The 16,013-nt window shown below is 45.5% G+C and carries 13 protein-coding genes and 1 pseudogene; 12 read left to right on the plus strand and 2 right to left on the minus strand.

Annotation, left to right across the window (positions count from 1 at the left end):
- Positions 1-157: 157 nt before the first annotated feature.
- Both ACL02P_RS00065 and ACL02P_RS00070 read left to right on the plus strand, forming a co-directional pair.
- Positions 158-832, plus strand: coding sequence for a methyltransferase family protein (locus tag ACL02P_RS00065; RefSeq protein ID WP_412836563.1), 675 nt, complete (start codon positions 158-160; stop codon positions 830-832).
- 57 nt (positions 833-889) lie between these two features.
- Complete coding sequence (locus ACL02P_RS00070) at positions 890-2,566, plus strand: methyl-accepting chemotaxis protein (RefSeq protein ID WP_412836564.1); 1,677 nt, start codon at positions 890-892, stop codon at positions 2,564-2,566.
- Positions 2,567-2,615: 49 nt separating this feature from the next.
- Here ACL02P_RS00070 and ACL02P_RS00075 read toward each other — a convergent pair whose 3' ends face one another.
- Positions 2,616-3,173 carry a C40 family peptidase gene (locus ACL02P_RS00075; RefSeq protein WP_371859504.1) on the minus strand — a complete coding sequence of 186 codons (558 nt, stop codon included), beginning with the start codon at positions 3,171-3,173 and terminating at the stop codon, positions 2,616-2,618.
- A gap of 212 nt (positions 3,174-3,385) precedes the next feature.
- Between ACL02P_RS00075 and ACL02P_RS00080 the strand changes: the two genes are divergently transcribed.
- From ACL02P_RS00080 to ACL02P_RS00115, 8 genes are all read left to right on the plus strand, one after another.
- Positions 3,386-4,645, plus strand: a complete 1,260-nt coding sequence (locus ACL02P_RS00080; RefSeq protein WP_412836565.1) for a cell wall-binding repeat-containing protein — start codon at positions 3,386-3,388, stop codon at positions 4,643-4,645.
- A 100-nt stretch (positions 4,646-4,745) separates the two neighbouring features.
- The gene (locus ACL02P_RS00085; protein ID WP_009224855.1) at positions 4,746-5,330 is read left to right on the plus strand and encodes a TVP38/TMEM64 family protein; all 585 of its coding nucleotides are present in this window, start codon (positions 4,746-4,748) and stop codon (positions 5,328-5,330) included.
- Between the two features lie 206 nt (positions 5,331-5,536).
- Entirely contained in the window at positions 5,537-5,731 is a 195-nt protein-coding gene (locus ACL02P_RS00090; protein WP_009224856.1) for a DUF2933 domain-containing protein, read from the plus strand.
- 140 nt (positions 5,732-5,871) lie between these two features.
- Positions 5,872-7,167 (plus strand): IS110 family transposase, encoded by a 1,296-nt coding sequence (locus ACL02P_RS00095; protein ID WP_387803091.1) that lies wholly within the window; start codon positions 5,872-5,874, stop codon positions 7,165-7,167.
- A 422-nt stretch (positions 7,168-7,589) separates the two neighbouring features.
- The gene (locus ACL02P_RS00100; RefSeq protein ID WP_412836559.1) at positions 7,590-8,162 is read left to right on the plus strand and encodes an asparagine synthase-related protein; all 573 of its coding nucleotides are present in this window, start codon (positions 7,590-7,592) and stop codon (positions 8,160-8,162) included.
- An 83-nt stretch (positions 8,163-8,245) separates the two neighbouring features.
- Entirely contained in the window at positions 8,246-9,160 is a 915-nt protein-coding gene (locus ACL02P_RS00105; RefSeq protein WP_036644986.1) for a WD40/YVTN/BNR-like repeat-containing protein, read from the plus strand.
- 221 nt (positions 9,161-9,381) lie between these two features.
- The gene (locus tag ACL02P_RS00110; protein ID WP_412836560.1) at positions 9,382-10,680 is read left to right on the plus strand and encodes an IS110 family transposase; all 1,299 of its coding nucleotides are present in this window, start codon (positions 9,382-9,384) and stop codon (positions 10,678-10,680) included.
- Positions 10,681-11,085: 405 nt separating this feature from the next.
- Positions 11,086-11,274: a hypothetical protein gene (locus tag ACL02P_RS00115; RefSeq protein ID WP_412836561.1), complete on the plus strand. Its 189-nt coding sequence runs from the start codon at positions 11,086-11,088 to the stop codon at positions 11,272-11,274.
- Between the two features lie 47 nt (positions 11,275-11,321).
- Here the strand turns inward: ACL02P_RS00115 and ACL02P_RS00120 are convergent, their stop codons facing one another.
- Positions 11,322-12,524: an IS256 family transposase gene (locus ACL02P_RS00120; RefSeq protein WP_412837292.1), complete on the minus strand. Its 1,203-nt coding sequence runs from the start codon at positions 12,522-12,524 to the stop codon at positions 11,322-11,324.
- Positions 12,525-12,654: 130 nt separating this feature from the next.
- On the opposite strand from ACL02P_RS00120, the pseudogene ACL02P_RS00125 reads away from it, so the two are divergent.
- Together ACL02P_RS00125 and ACL02P_RS00130 are read left to right on the plus strand one after the other, a co-directional pair.
- Positions 12,655-14,067, plus strand: a pseudogene (locus tag ACL02P_RS00125) (multicopper oxidase family protein); the annotation flags it as partial.
- Between the two features lie 270 nt (positions 14,068-14,337).
- A complete protein-coding gene (locus tag ACL02P_RS00130; protein ID WP_009227147.1) occupies positions 14,338-15,636 on the plus strand; it encodes an IS110 family transposase in 1,299 nt (432 codons plus the stop codon).
- The last annotated feature ends 377 nt before the right edge of the window (positions 15,637-16,013 follow it).

Raw genomic sequence — 16,013 nt, forward strand, 5'->3', positions numbered from 1 at the left:
GCATAAACGGTGTTATGTCTGTAATGGGCTCGGTACTAGCGGTTATTCTCTCCATGAGCCTGGGGTTCAATGGCGCACTGCTCGTTGGCGGATTCATTTATGCTCTGATAAGCGTTATTAATAGACCCTAATTTTGAATAAGTGAGGTACGATTATTATGCATCTTTTGGATAAGAATGCGTACGGTCTCTGGGGATCCGTTCTATTTAACATCCTGTTTTTTGGTATGTTTGTATTTGCGGCATATAAGCCCCAAACGAAAAGGGAGTGGAGAACATTAGGAGCCTTCGCGGCATTTATAGTTGCACTTTTCAGTGAAATGTTTGGATTTCCGTTAACAATCTATATTTTAACTTCAGCTTTGGGGAGTAAATACCCGGTACTAGATCCGTTTACTCATCTTAATGGGCATTTATGGGTAGCCTTGGCTGGCGGTTCAACAACACTATACTCCATTCTCCACCCTCTCAGTAACCTACTTATATTTGCGGGGATATTGATTATTGGGATAGGTTGGAAAGGGATTCATGCCGGAAAGGGAGAGATGGTCACTAGCGGGATATACAGAATAGTACGGCACCCTCAGTACAGCGGTTTTGTGCTTAGTATCATTGGCTTCCTGGTGCAGTGGCCAACAATAATTACGATTTTGATGGCGCCTATCCTTTTAGTCATGTATACAAAACTTTCCAAAAGAGAAGAAAAACAAATGATAGAAGAATTTGGAGAAAAATATCTGGAGTATAAAAAAACAGTTCCGGCATTCATTCCGAGAAGATTATTAACTAGAAATGAAATTTCAGAAATTGCAGGGACATTTAGAAATAGGTAAGCCTATATTTTTTGTAATAGAAACTATGTATTAATATTGTATAAGGAGCAATTTATCGTGAAACTCTCCATAAAATTGATGATCATGTTTTCGAGTGTCATTTTAATTGTTGTCGTTTCATTAGGGGGATACTCGGCAGTAATGATGAAAAATGAGGTAACCCACCTTGCTGAGAAGAAACTCGCAACGAATGAAGCTATGGCCAAGGCATTGCTCAATGAAAAATATCCAGGGGAGTGGGAAATTAAAAATACCAAGTTGTACAAGGGCGAAACATTAATGGAAAATAATCGTCAAGCGGTAGAATCCATTAATAAACTGACTGGAGATAGTATCGTCATTTTTAAAGGTAAAATCAGCGTTGCAACTGCAGATGATTCCATGGCAAATAATGAATCGATGAGTTCCCTTGAAACTGAGGTTCAAAAGACGGTTTTGGAGAAAGGGGAAGCCTATCTTGGTTCTTCCCATAATGGAGAAGAACTTTCTTTATATGAACCGATAAGAAATAAGCAGGGCGATGTTATTGGAGCTTTTCATGTAAGTATGCCGAAAGAAATGTATGAGCATGCCTCCCAAAATTTTCGAAAAAGTATGATTTGGTTTGCCTTAATCGGTCTCTTAGTTTCCTTAATAGTTGCTGCTTATTTATCGGTCAGATTTGTACGGCCAATTCTCCAGATGACACATCTTATGGAGAAGGTTTCAGTTGGCGATTTAAGAGTAGATCTTCTGGTTTCTAAGTCTAGAGATGAGCTAGGTAGACTAGCTATTAGCGTCAATCAAATGGTGCGGGGGCTTCAAGAAATGGTACATTCCGTCAAAGAAGTTTCTATAGGTGTTCACCATTCTTCTCTATCTGTTGACGAGAAGACGAAGCAAATTGCAGAGATGGCTCTAGATGTGAACTCAAATGTCATACAAGTTGAATCAGGGGCGCTTAAGCAAGCTCAGGGAATGAATGCCAGTGCTAATGCCATGGATGATATTTCAGAAAACATTCAGCATATCGCCGAAACAACTTCCATTGTCGCACTAACTTCAAGTGAAATGTTGGAACATGCTGATCGGGGAAACCAGTCAATCCAAACAGCTGTTGAGGAGATCCATCAGCTTAATGAAACGACTTGCTTAATGGCAGATAGTATTAATGAGTTGTACCAGATGTCTGATAATGTTAGCAGTATAGCAGGAATGATTACAGAGATTTCCTCACAAACCCATCTATTGGCATTGAACGCAGCCATTGAGGCAGCTCGAGCAGGAGAGAATGGCCGAGGGTTTACGGTGGTCGCCGATGAAGTGAAAAAATTGGCTGAACAATCTGAGCGTTCTTCACATGAAATTCAATCTTTAATTGATACTGTTCAAACGAAGACAAGTGACGCTGCAGAAATGGTGGAGCTGGGACTCAAGCAGCTTGATCGAGGGATAAAAGTCCTACAGAAAGCAGGACAAGCATTCAGCAATATTGTCAATTCTGCTGGAGTTGTAGCTAAGCAAAATCAGGAAATATCTACGGCAACTCAGGAAATATCTGCTGGAATTGAAGAAATTGCCTCCTCATTTCAGACGGTATCTTCAATCGCCGACGAGACAGTAAAAAATGTCCAACACATCATGGAAGCGAGCCATTCACAAGTGAATAGAACAGAGGATATATCCGAAACTTCATCCAAAATGTTGGAAACGATCGAAAAAATGAGAAAGGCCGTTAATCAATTTCAAGTATAAATTTGGAGAAAGGACGAGCCAGTGAGTTATTTCTCACTGGCTTGTTATGCTATTTCAACACACTTCCCCCAAACAGAAAGCGCTTTTCCCATTGAGTGCCCTCAATTTTATCGATACGAACGCCGCCCGATTCTTTGGAATAAGTTTGCAGGATTTTCCCGTTTCCAAGATAAATTCCGTTATGAGTGATGCGGGCAGTGCTTTTATTAATTCCTTGGTAGTCAGAAGCTTTGCTGCCTCTGTAAGACATGAAGAACATAATGTCTCCACGCTTGAGGTTCTTCCAGTTTGTTGTATAGGTGCCGTTTTTCTTGATATAAGCTCCTTGAGTCCTCGAATTAGAAGGCAACCTGATTCCTGCTCCTTCCCAATAGGCTTGTCTTACAAAGTCGGAACAGTCGAAGGTTTTGGTATTGCTTCTGCTGGACCCGAACTCATAAGGAGTTCCTAAATATTTCATCCCTTTTGCGATAACATTTTCCCGCACGCTGCTTACTGTTGCTTTAGCTTGTGTAGGAATGTCGCTTGATGCATGAGTCGTCGGAGCTCCAAACGGACTCATTACGAGAGAAGCAGATACCATTAAAATTGCTAAAGATTTCTTCATGCTGAATTTCCTCCTGATGTTTTTTTGTGAAACTGACGTCATCCTAACACAGGATTTCAGGGTTTGTTTAGGCGTAATATTTGGAAGCGGAAAAGGTAATAATTAAACGGGATCTCCACGAAAACCACATACTTTCCACAAGCTTTTTGTTTAAAATGGATATCACCTAATAACTCTATTTAGAAAATAATGAGAATTTACAGGAGGCGCTTATGAAGAAACCAGTCCAACTCGGAGTAGCTTTATTAGTTACGGTGTTCATTTTATCGGCCTGCACCAATTCGGGAAACGACAATGCTGCTAAAGCTGAGAATACGGTTCAACCATCAAGTAATACAACTGTTTCCGAAGTAAAAGTCGTGACTCCATGGATTTCCTCAAAAAATACGACGCGGATAAACACGGATAATCCCGTGGAAGCGGCGGTGTCGGTATCGCGAACGTTATGGATGGCAACCAGTGATGATAACCGTCCAGGGAGTATTATTCTTACATCTGCTGATGATTGGCAGAATGCAGTTGTTAGTGCCGACTTGATCCATCATCCAAGCAATGGCCCGATTTTGTTTGTCAATCAGGATGGTATTCCTGAAGCTACTGCAAATGAGATGAAAAGATTAAAGCCGAAAGGCGTGGAGAGTAACGAGGGAATTCAAGCGATCTTGGTTGGTGATCTTGATCAAAAAGTTGAGGATCAGGCAAAGGAACTCGGGTTCAAAACGGACAAACTTGCAGCCGATAATCCTGCAGCTTTGGCTAAAGCCATTGATGCTTATTACGCTAAAGTAGCGGGTGAAAATCCTTCTTCCGTCATCATTGGATCGATGGAAAGTCTTGAGTATACAATGCCGGCCATCAACTGGATCGCTCATATGCCTGAGCCCCTGTTGTATGTCATGAAAGATGAGATACCGCAGGAAACCAAAGAAGCGTTACAAACCCGGGGAGGAAAGGCCAATATTTATATTTTAGGGCCTGAATCTGTCATTTCACAGAATGTAGCCAATCAAATAAAGCAATATGGCAAAGTGGTACGTATTGCTGGCGATGATCCATATGCTAACGCTGTTGCCTTTGCTCAATATAAGGACAAAGCAACCGGATTTGGTTGGGGAATTACAACACCTGGGCATAACTTTTCGTTTGTAAATCCAGAAAATCCGGGACTGGCTATTGCGGGTGCGCCTTTTTCTCACTTAGGCAAGCATGCACCGCTTCTATGGACAACAAAGGACAGTATGCCGGATTCGGTGATGTCTTACGTGATGTCTGTCCAACCCAAATATGAGAAATCTCCAACAGAGGGACCGTATAACCATGCCTGGCTAACCGGCTCTCAGGCATCCATTTCTGCTGAAGCTCAGGGGCAAATCGACACCATGCTGGAGATTGTATCGGCATCAGGGATGGATCATGGAAGTATGGGTGGAATGAACGGCAATACGGAGGATATGCCCGGGATGAACCACTAACCCGAAGAAAAGGCAAAAAGGCTGTATAGGATTGTTTAATATGATCCATGCAGCCTTTTTATTAAAAAAATGATGTTAGTATTAGGGAGCGAATCCGGCAATGTTACAGGCAGAAGATGTTGCAGAATGGTTGGCAGGCTGGGGGATAGGATCGTACGTCCTTAGCATCGTCCTCAATGTGGTCATCAGCATCTTAGGGGTAATTCCTTCCGTTTTTCTCACGATGGCCAATGTGTTAGTGTTTGGGGGAATCCCAGGTTTTTTCGTATCCTGGCTCGGTGAAATGGCCGGTGCGATTGTTTCCTATATGTTATACCGAAAAGGGGCACTCAAACTAGAGGAGAAGTATCTTTCAAAGAACAGAAGATTGTGGTTCCATCGTATACAACGGATGAGTACTCTTAGGCAGTTTCTCACGGTTTTGATCGCCAGAATCATTCCATATATGCCGTCCGCCCTGGTTACAGTCATGAGTGTAATAGCACAAGTACGTATCCCGATCTATCTCCTCGCTACAGGCATCGGAAAAGCCCCGTCCATTCTTTTAGAGTCTATGGCTGGCTATGGGTTTAAGATGATTGAAGACCAACGCGTCAAGACGGGTATTTCAATATTGCTACTATTTTCATTCTTTTTCATTCTCTTTATACCCGGAAAGTTCAGATCTAGGAAGTCGGATATTTAAACATTCGCCAAAGAAAGGATCGAAGGGGCTGAATTATTGACATGCCTAGTTTGGATACAGTACCGTCCACGCCTTACCACGACCATAATATCGGGTCGTGTTTTTTTATAAGTCCATAGAAATTGCACGCTTTCCACACGGTTTCTACACAATCACTCTTTACAATGAACATATCAAGTTATTGAAATGATAAAGGAGGAATACAAATGGATTGGTCTTGGCTGCTATTGTTGGCTTGTCCGTTAATGATGGTGTTTATGATGTTTGGAATGAAGGGGCATGGTCATGGACACGGCTCTCATTCGGAGCATTCAAATGACCGTGCGATGCAAGTACAGCTTGACGAACTAAAAGCGCAAAATGAGCAAATGAAGCAAGAAATTCAAAAATTATCCCGGTAAACCAATCCGAAGTTCAAATTAACAAAGGAGCCATTCCTGTAATGAATTAATTTGAGGTTTGAACGAAAAAAGCGCCTCCTGTATGCTGGGTCTTGGAATGTGGACCATTCACTGCCCTAATTAAGAGGAGGACGCTCACTATGAAGTATAAGCAATCGAAGAAGCAGAATCAACGGATTACACAAATTACCGAAGCTACACTAGTGGTTGGAGCAGACATTGCAAAAGAAACCCATGTAGCACGCGGGATCGACTTTCGGGGAATCGAACTTGGCAAAGAATGTGTGTTTAGCAATAACCGCTCAGGGCTGACTAAACTGGTATCGTGGATGAAGGAGCTACAGTGGCAACATGCGAAGACTGATGTGATCTTCGGCATCGAGCCGACCGGACACTACTGGTTCCCGCTAGCGGAATTTCTGCAGCACGAAGGGATTAAGGTGGTTATCGTCAATCCTCATCATGTGAACAAGAGCAAAGAGCTTGAGGACAATTCCCCGACGAAAAACGACTATAAAGATGCCAAAGTGATCGCAGATCTGATCCGCAATGGGAAGTACACCGAACCGAAATTCCCGAAGAGCGTCTATGCGGATTTACGCATCTTGATGAACCTGAGGGAAAAAGTGATGGGGAACTTTGGGCAAGTCCAAAGGCGGATTCAAAACTGGCTGGACCGTTTCTTCCCGGAATACCAACAGGTGTTCAAAGACTGGGAAGGGAAAGCATCGCTCATCACACTGACAGATTTTCCAACACCGCAAGACGTCGTATCTCAAGGCGCCTATACGATTCTGAAGCGTTGGAAGCAGGATGTGAAACGAGCTGTAGGCATGAAGCGAGCGGAGAAACTGGTTCAAGCCGCCAAGTCTTCGATCGGACTTACCGAGGGTCTCACTGCAGCCAAAATCGAATTGAAGGCTTTACTGGAGCAGTACGACTTATTTGCTCGTCAGCTAGAAGACATCATGCAACAGGTGGAACAACTACTGGATCGGGTTCCCGGTTCTGAAGAGATGTTGACGGTACCTGGAGTCGGAGTGGTGACACTGGCTGGTTTCCTGGCGGAAGTCGGGGATCTGCGAGGCTACGATCATGGCCAACAGATCATACGACTTGCCGGATTCAATCTGAAGGAAAACAGCTCCGGCAAGAAGAAGGGCAAGTCCACGATCACCAAACGTGGACGATCCCGGCTACGGGCGTTGCTGTTCCGGGCTGTCATGCCGATGGTGGCAAAAAACGCGGAGTTTAAGGCATTACATCAATATTACACGACACGCACAAACAATCCGTTAAAGAAGAAACAGTCCATTGTAGCCCTGTGTGGAAAACTCATTCGAGTCTTATTCACATTGGGGACAAAACAAATGTGCTACAACCCTATGGATGTTCTGGGGCCGGTACGCCAGTCTCAGCTTCGGATGGCAGCGTAAAACGAGATTCAAACTTTCAGCGTTTGCATACGACGAATAGGTTATAAACAACGACAACAGAAGCACGGAGCAGCCGCAAGGAATTATTCCATAAGGGCAACGACCCAGTAAAGGAGCAAGAAGCGGCGTCCACCCCTTGAGAGGCAGGACGAAGGAATGTGAGGGCTATGACCCAGTGTGACATGGGAGGGTAAGCCGTCAAGGGAATGGTGTGGATATCCAAGGTGCGAACATACCGATGTTATCCATAGATTGGAAAATGGGTTCCAAACTCTATTCCTGCCATCGGCTCCACCAGAAAAATATGTCATATAAACATAATATCTCCATCTCTCGAAAACGTCGAAGTTGAAAATCTAAGAAATCGTAAGCAAATGAAAGAAAACATTAATTTATAGTGGGAGGATGAAAAGGAACAAATCATGGTCTTTCGGCCTGAACTATTCAATATTTGGGAACCAACCACGGAACTTACAAAAGGCATTTATGAAATTAGTAAAAATCTCGATGATGTGACCCGAATGCAATTGATTGACCTTCATTTATGGTTGCCAGGGAATATTCTCATGAAGGCAGATAAGATGAGTATGGCACATTCTTTAGAGATTCGGGTTCCTTTTTTGGATAAAGAGGTTTTCAATATTGCCCGAAAAATCCCGGTGAATTATCGCATATCAAAAGACACTACAAAGTTTGTTTTACGTCGGGCCATGGACGGTCTGGTCCCTGATCATGTGTTAAATCGGCCTAAGCTTGGCTTTCCCGTACCCTTAAGAAAATGGCTTATGACATCTATAGGGGATCACATGCTAGAGCAAATCATAGGTAGTGGGGTAGAGGAATGGTTTAAACTTAGTCAGGTGAAGGAGATGTTAGATCGGCACCGCAAAGGTTTAGGGGATTACTCCAGAAAGCTCTGGACCATTTATATTTTTTCATTGTGGAAGTCCCTCTATATTCAGCCCGATTATATGAAAATGGTCATGATAAATTGATTAACTGCCTTGTTCATGCACAAATGGTCTTCACATCGGTCATTAATAAAATGACATTCATCATAATGGTTAGGAGAATGAACATGTTTAGAGTAAAAAAGAAATTTTCTTGGGGATTTGGCTTTTACTTAACAATAGCTTTAGCTTTAATTATCATTTTTGCGATATGGGGTGGAACTAAAAAAAGCAAAGAATCAAATTTGGCATCTTTGATTACCGAGTCCAACACGCACCCACACGTCTTTAGTTATGCACTCGATGATACAACGGTTTTGATGGGGACACATACAGGTGTATATGAACTTGTTGATCAGAAGTGGCAGAGAACTTTTGAGCCGATTAAAACCAACGATGTGATGGGAATCGAAACGGATTTCGAGAATCCTTCAAAAATATATGCCGCAGGTCACGGATTTGTGAAACGATCTGTCGATGGCGGAGATACGTGGGAAACGATTGAAAATGGACTTCCTAATCAATCCAAACCCAATGAACCCGATGCGCATTATTTAGTTATGGATCCTGACGATCCGAATCATTTATTTACCTTGTTGGCAGGTTCGGAGAACAACTTATTTGAAACAAAAGATGGGGGCGAGATATGGCAGAACATAGGCACTCTGCCTGAAGGTGCGTACTCCATTACGGCGCTGCCGGGAGCTCCTGTTTCCTTTTTGGCAGCCACGGAAACAGGACTTATTCATTACATTGTTAATGAAGGCAAGGTTCAGAACTTGCTCTTAACCAATGAACCGGTATATGGGGTGCTTTATTTAGCTAATGGGGAGGTCATCCTTATGTCGGAAAGCGGATTTCTAAAATCAAAAGATTTGAAAGACTGGTCAGACCTTCATGTTGATTTAAAAGGTGAAATGCCGCTCGGCATCAAAGCGTCGAAACGTGATCCCAACCGGCTGGTCATTGTGACTGACCGATATTCTGTTTTTGAAAGCGACAATGGCGGCAGTAGCTGGTCACTGAGAGCAAGTGTTGAATAAACATATATCTTCTGATCTCTCCTTATTTTTATTATCTATTATTTCAAAATTTAGATGTCTTCATAAATTCCACACAAATTTTAGATATACTGTTGGAGATAAAATCAATAGGAGCATTCCTGTAATGAATTAATTTGAGGTTTGAACAAAAAGAGCGCCTCCTGTATGCTGGGTCTCGGAATGGTGCACATTCACTGCCCTAAATGAGGAGGACGCTCACTATGAAGCATACCCAATCTAGCAAGCAAAATCAACGTATCTTAAGAATCTCTGAATCGACGCTGGTCATCGGCACAGACATCGCCAAACGAAATCACGTTGCGCGTGCATTCAACTACCGCGGAATTGAGCTTGGCAAGCGCTGTCTGTTCACCAATGACGACAACGGCTTGAACAACCTACTAGCCTGGGCGAGAAACCTTCAGCAAGAGCATAGCATGAATGACATCGTCATGGGAGTCGAGCCCACAGGCCATTACTGGTTTCCGTTGTATCACTTCATGAAGTCTCGCGATGTCGAGGTGGTGTTGATCAATCCGCATCATGTGAACAAGAGCAAGGAACTGGACGACAACTCGCCAACCAAGAACGACACCAAGGATGCCAAGGTTATCGGAAAGCTGGTGATCGATGGTCGCTATACGAAGCCTCAACTGCCAGAAGGGATCTATGCCGATCTGAGAGTCTACATGAACCAGCGCGATCGCTTAAACAAAGACCTGAATCGTGCCAAGGCGCGAGTTCACAATTGGCTAGATCGATTCTTCCCCGAATATACCAAGGTGTTCAAGGACTGGGAAGGCAAGGCCTCGATTATCACATTGGAACACTTCCCAACGCCACATGAGGTGATTCAAGCTGGTGAAACATCGATTGTGGCGACTTGGAAGAAGAACGGCGTACAGCGGGCTGTAGGTGCCAAGAGAGCCGCTCAGCTGTATCGTACAGCCAGCAAGTCCATCGGCCTGACGGAAGGTGTAACGGCAGCCAGACATGAGCTAGCCCTGTGCTTGGAGCAGTACACCATGCTGTCTAGGCAGCTTGATCAACTGATGGAGCTTGTTGAAGCGTTGGTCAAACAGATTCCTGGGGCCGAAGTCATGATGAGTATCCCCTGTGTGAAGCTGGTTACTGTTGCAGGGTTTCTAGCGGAAGTCGGCGATCTCAGCGACTATGATCATAGCCAGCAGATCGTGCGTCACGCCGGTCTGAGCTTGCGTGAGAACAGTTCAGGGGATCGCAAAGGGGAGACGACCATATCCAAGCGAGGACGTCGTCGCCTAAGAGCCTTGTTGTATCGGGCGACGCTTACCTTGGTAGCGAAGAATCCTGAGTTCCGTGCATTGCATCTGTACTTCACGACACGCAGAGACAATGCACTGAAGAAGAAGCAATCGATGATTGCACTGTGTAACAAGCTCATCCGTGTCTTATTTGAGCTGGGTCGAAAGCAAAAGCACTATGATTCAAGCAAAGTCCTTGGCCCCCATCGGGAGGCTCAAATGCAAATCGCAGCTTAATTTATTCACAGGTTAGCAACTCAACGTTTTACTTGCTTTATCCACATGTTGATCTTTGACAAACGAAGCACGGATAGGCCGGGAGGAATTATCACCACAAGGGCATCGACCCCGCAAAGGAGCTTACCTGGCCTCCACCCCTTGAGAGGTAGAACGAAGGAATGTAAGGGCATTGACCCAGAGAGATATGGGAGGGTAAACCGCAAGGGAATGTGTGGAGATCCATTTGCGACCAAAGGGCTGAAAAAACGAGGTGACCACCACCTCTGTTCCCGCCGACAGGTCGATCCCATATTTTTGCTCTTCATTAAATCTTATCCAAGGACGCTTCGTTGGTCAAAGGAGATATTGTAAGAAAAAGCGAGAAAAACGTAGGAAACATTAAATTATTGAGGGAGGATCATTATGAAAGGTAAACTAAAAATTCTACTTGCAGTAGGTGCTTTTAGTGTCATTGTGGCAGGTTGCGCAAATTCAGACGGTCAAAATGGGATGGAAGGCATGGATCATTCAAAAATGAACATGAGTGATTCTCAACAGAATACGGATCAAAATAAAGACCAGTCAGGGGAAATCAAATTGACGAAAGGGTAGCGTCCCGTCAAGTGGTGTAAAATTGATTTCTACTCTGTGACCCATATTTATTTCTGCAAGAGCATAGCAGATGTTAAGAGATTTTGCTCCCCCTGAACCACTTTGGCCATGGACTCTTTACTAAAATAACGGCGCGATACTGTCCATTCATCCTGCTGTTCCATCAGGATGGCACCAATAAGACGAATGGCAGACTCTCGATTCGGAAAGATCCCAACAACATCGGAACGCCGGCGGATTTCTCGGTTCAAGCGCTCCAATGGATTCGTGGAATGGATTTGCCGCCAATGTTCCTTGGGGAAAGCCATGTAAGCCAGGACATCACTTTCAGCCTGCTCAAGGATCTCCATAGCCTTCGGGAACTTCCCGTGAAGCTGGTTCACGACTTGCCGTAATTGCAGGATTGCATCTTCTTGGGTCGGCTGTGCAAAAATGGTCCGAATAATCGAAGAAACCATCGATTGTGAAGACTTCGGCACCTGGCTCAACACATTGCGCATAAAGTGAACACGGCAACGCTGCCAAACCGCGCCTGTCAGAACTTGCTCGATTGCGCCGCGTAATCCTTCATGTGCATCACTAATCACCAGTTGAACGCCATGCAGCCCTCTTGAAACCAATTTGCGAAGAAATTCAACCCAGAACGGGCCGTCTTCGCTCATCCCAAGGTCAAAACCAAGGATCTCTCGTTCTCCGGTTTCCCGAACCCCAATGGCTACAACCAGTGCCATACTTCGTACACGGCCGCCTTCACGCACCTTCGGGAATGTCGCGTCCAACCAAACATAAGGGAACTGCCCTTCGAGCGGACGCTCCTTGAAGGCCAGTACGACTTCATCCAGCTCTTTGCAGATCCGGGAGACTTCACTTTTGCTAATGCCCTTCATGCCGAGCGATTCTACGAGTTCGTCTACTTTCCGTGTGCTGACGCCATGAACGTATGCCTCCTGAACCACGGAAAGCAGCGCTTTCTCTGCACGCTTTCGAGGCTCAAGCAGCGAAGGAAAATAAGTGCCTTTGCGTAGTTTTGGGATTCTTAGATCGAGTGTTCCTACGCGTGTATCCCATTCACGGTGTCGATAGCCATTTCGATGGTTGGTTCTGTCTGTGTTGCGTTCATAACGCTCTGCACCGATTTGTGCCGCTACCTCCACCTCCATCAGTGCATGAACCAGAACGTTCAAAGCCTCTTTAAGAAAATCTACATCACCATCAATTCCGGACTTGCGCAACAGCTCTAAAAGTGACATTCTATCTATAGAAGTCACGGTGTGATCCTCCTTCTAAAGGTGATTGGCTTCACTTTAGTAGAAATCATACCGTGGCTTCCTTTGTCAAGAAGCCCGGGCTAATTTTACACCACTACTTGAGACTATAACGACGAAAGTTGCTCCTGTTGCGGATGGAAAAGAATTTACGATTACCGCGCAAACGAGCAACTTGAAAGTATCGGATGATCTGACGCTGCCTGTGTGGACGTTTAACAATTCGGTGCCGGGTCCACAGATTCGTGTGAAGGTCGGTGATACCGTGAAAATCAAATTGAAGAATGAGTTGGAGGAGCCTGTCTCCATACACTGGCATGGTTATCCTGTTCCAAATAATATGGATGGTATTCCGGGGGTAACTCAAGATGCAGTACCTGCAGGTAAGGAATTCACCTATGAATTTAAAGCGACTGTCCCGGGAACTTATTGGTATCACTCGCACCAAGATAGTGTAAATCAGCTTGATAAGGGCTTGTATGGTACGTTAATCGTAGAAGATCCCAATGAAAACTATGACCGTGATTATACCCTTGTGCTGGATGAGTGGATGAGCTCAGGCGAGATGGATATGAGCAACATGGAAGGCATGGAGGGGATGGATCACAGCCAAATGAACATGGGAGATATGAGTAGCATGACAGAGATGGCTGGGCATGATATGAGCGTGTATGACCTGTACACCATGAATGGGAAAACTGGGGATTCGATTGATAAGCTTATCGTGAAGGAAGGGGATAAAGTTCGCATTCGTTTGGTCAATGCGGGCTACATTACGCACACGTTGCATTTACACGGACATGAGTTTAAAGTCATTGCCTCCGATGGGCAACCTGTAAATAGTCCAGCCGTGATCGCCAATCAAGGCATTGCGATCGCGCCTGGTGAACGCTATGATCTCGAATTTACTGCCAATAACCCCGGATCATGGCTCTTCGAAGAGCATGGAAAAGATGAGCGGGTGAAGAACATGCGTGCTGTAATTGAGTATGAGGGCGCAATAGGCAAAACCGATAACTCGAATGCGGATGATGAGCTGCCTAACTTTGATTTAACCAAATACGGCCAACAAGCGATGTCTAATTTCTCTTTGGATCAAAAGTTTGATCAAGACGTAAAATTAAATCTGAACACAGAAATGAAGGATGGGGAAATGGTCTACACAATCAATGGAAAGATGTTTCCTGATACCGATTCGATCAAAGTAGATAAAGGGGACAAAGTGAAGGTTACCTTAGTTAATTTGTCTAAAACCGATGATCATCCCATGCACTTACACGGTCATTTCTTCCAAGTATTAAGTAAGAACGGTAAACCACTAGAAGGAGCACCTGTGATCAAAGACACGCTTAATGTGAAGCCTGGCGAAGAATACGTGGTTGCATTTGAAGCGGATAATCCGGGGGATTGGATGTTCCACTGCCATGATTTACACCATGCGTCCGCAGGGATGGTTACAGACGTGATGTACGAGGGCTACAAAAGTAATTACACACCTGACCCTACAGTCGGAAATAAGCCAGAATAATTTAACAGACTCCTGCAGCGATCAGTCGTTGCAGGAGTTTTTGTTTCAACTCTTCTCTATGTCTATCGACAAAACTCGCTTCTATTTTTCATCTTCTTACTTTCCACACAGATTCTCAACATTTTCCATGTACAATGGACTCATCATAGATTACGAGAGGAGCAATTCCTGTAGTGAATTAATTTGCGGTTTGAAATGAAAAAGCGCCTCCTGTATGCTGGGTCTCGGAATGTCGCACATTCACTGCCCTAAATGAGGAGGACGCTCTAGATGAAGCATAACCAATCCAGCAAACAAAATCAACGGATTTCGAGAATTTCTGAAACAACACTGGTCATCGGGACCGACATCGCGAAGCACAACCATGTCGCTCGGGCCTTCAACTATCGTGGCATTGAGCTTGGCACGCGTTGCCTGTTCCAGAACGACGAGAATGGCCTGCTGAACTTGTTGGCTTGGGCCGAATCCATCCAGCAAGAACATGGACTGACGGACGTACTACTTGGCGTAGAGCCAACCGGGCACTACTGGTTCCCGCTGTTTCACTTCCTGAAGCGGCGCGGCGTCGAAGTCGTTTTGGTGAATCCGCATCACGTCAAGAAAAGTAAGGAACTCGACGACAACTCGCCGACCAAGAACGACATCAAAGATGCGAAGGTCGTTGCCAAACTCGTCATCGACGGACGCTATACACAGCCGCAGCTGCCGGAAGGCGTTTACGCCGACCTGCGTGTGCTGATGAACCAGCGAGACCGTTTGTGCGGGGATTTGAACCGGGTGAAAGGAAGAATCCATAATTGGCTGGATCGCTTCTTTCCCGAATATAGACAAGTGTTCAAAGACTGGGAAGGCAAGGCCTCGCTTATTACGCTCACGCACCTTCCCCTGCCGCAAGACGTCGTCGCCGCCGGCGAAACAACGGTCGTGGCCATCTGGAAGAAGAACGGCGTGAAACGAGCGGTAGGCCCCAAGAGAGCGGAACTGCTCTATCGGAAAGCCCGAAAGTCCATCGGCCTCACGGAAGGCGCTACGGCGGCCAAGCATGAGCTAGCCATGTACTTGGAGCAGTACGCCATGCTGTGCAGGCAGATCGAAGAACTGATGGAGCATGTGGCGGCTCTGGTGGAGCAGATTCCGGGCGCCTGTCACATGATGAGCATTCCATGCATCGGCCTCGTTACGGTTGCAGGCTTCCTGGCGGAAGTCGGGGACTTGAGCGGCTACGATCATAGCCAGCAAATTGTCCGTCACGCCGGTCTCAGTCTGCGGGAAAACAGCTCCGGGCTCCACAAGGGGGAAACGACCATCAGCAAGCGAGGTCGCTGTCGCCTTCGGGCCCTGCTGTACCGAGCAGCGCTGACGATGGTTGCCAAGAACCCGGAGTTCCGCGCGCTGCACCTGTACTTTACGACGCGCCGGGATAACCCGCTGAAGAAGAAGCAGTCGATGATTGCGATCTCGAGCAAGCTCATTCGCGTCATGTTTGAGCTAGGCCGTAAACAGAAGGACTATGACGCCAGCAAAGTGCTCGGCCCCCATCGGGAGGCTCAATTGCAAACAGCAGCTTAATTCATTCACAGCTGGATAACTCACTCACGTTTTATCGCTTATACACATGTTGATCTTTGACAAACGAAGCACGGATAGGCTGGGAGGAATTCATTCCATTAGGGCGTCGACCCCGCAGAGGAGCTAACCTGGCCTCCACCCCTTGAAAGGTAGAACGAAGGAATGTAAGGGCATCGACCCAGGGAGATATGGGAGGGTAAACCGCAAGGGCTCATGTGGAGATCCATATGCGACCATACGGCTTTCAAAAAGCGGGGTGGTCCCCACCTCTATTCCCGCCAACAGGTCGATCCCAAATATTCGCTCCTCGTCAAATCCTATCCAAGGGGGCTTTGGATGTCAAAGAAGAAAACATGCGAAAAAGTGAGAAAAACGGA

Source organism: Paenibacillus sp. MB22_1, from assembly GCF_047200555.1.
Taxonomy (GTDB): Bacteria; Bacillota; Bacilli; order Paenibacillales; family Paenibacillaceae; genus Fontibacillus; species Fontibacillus phoenicis.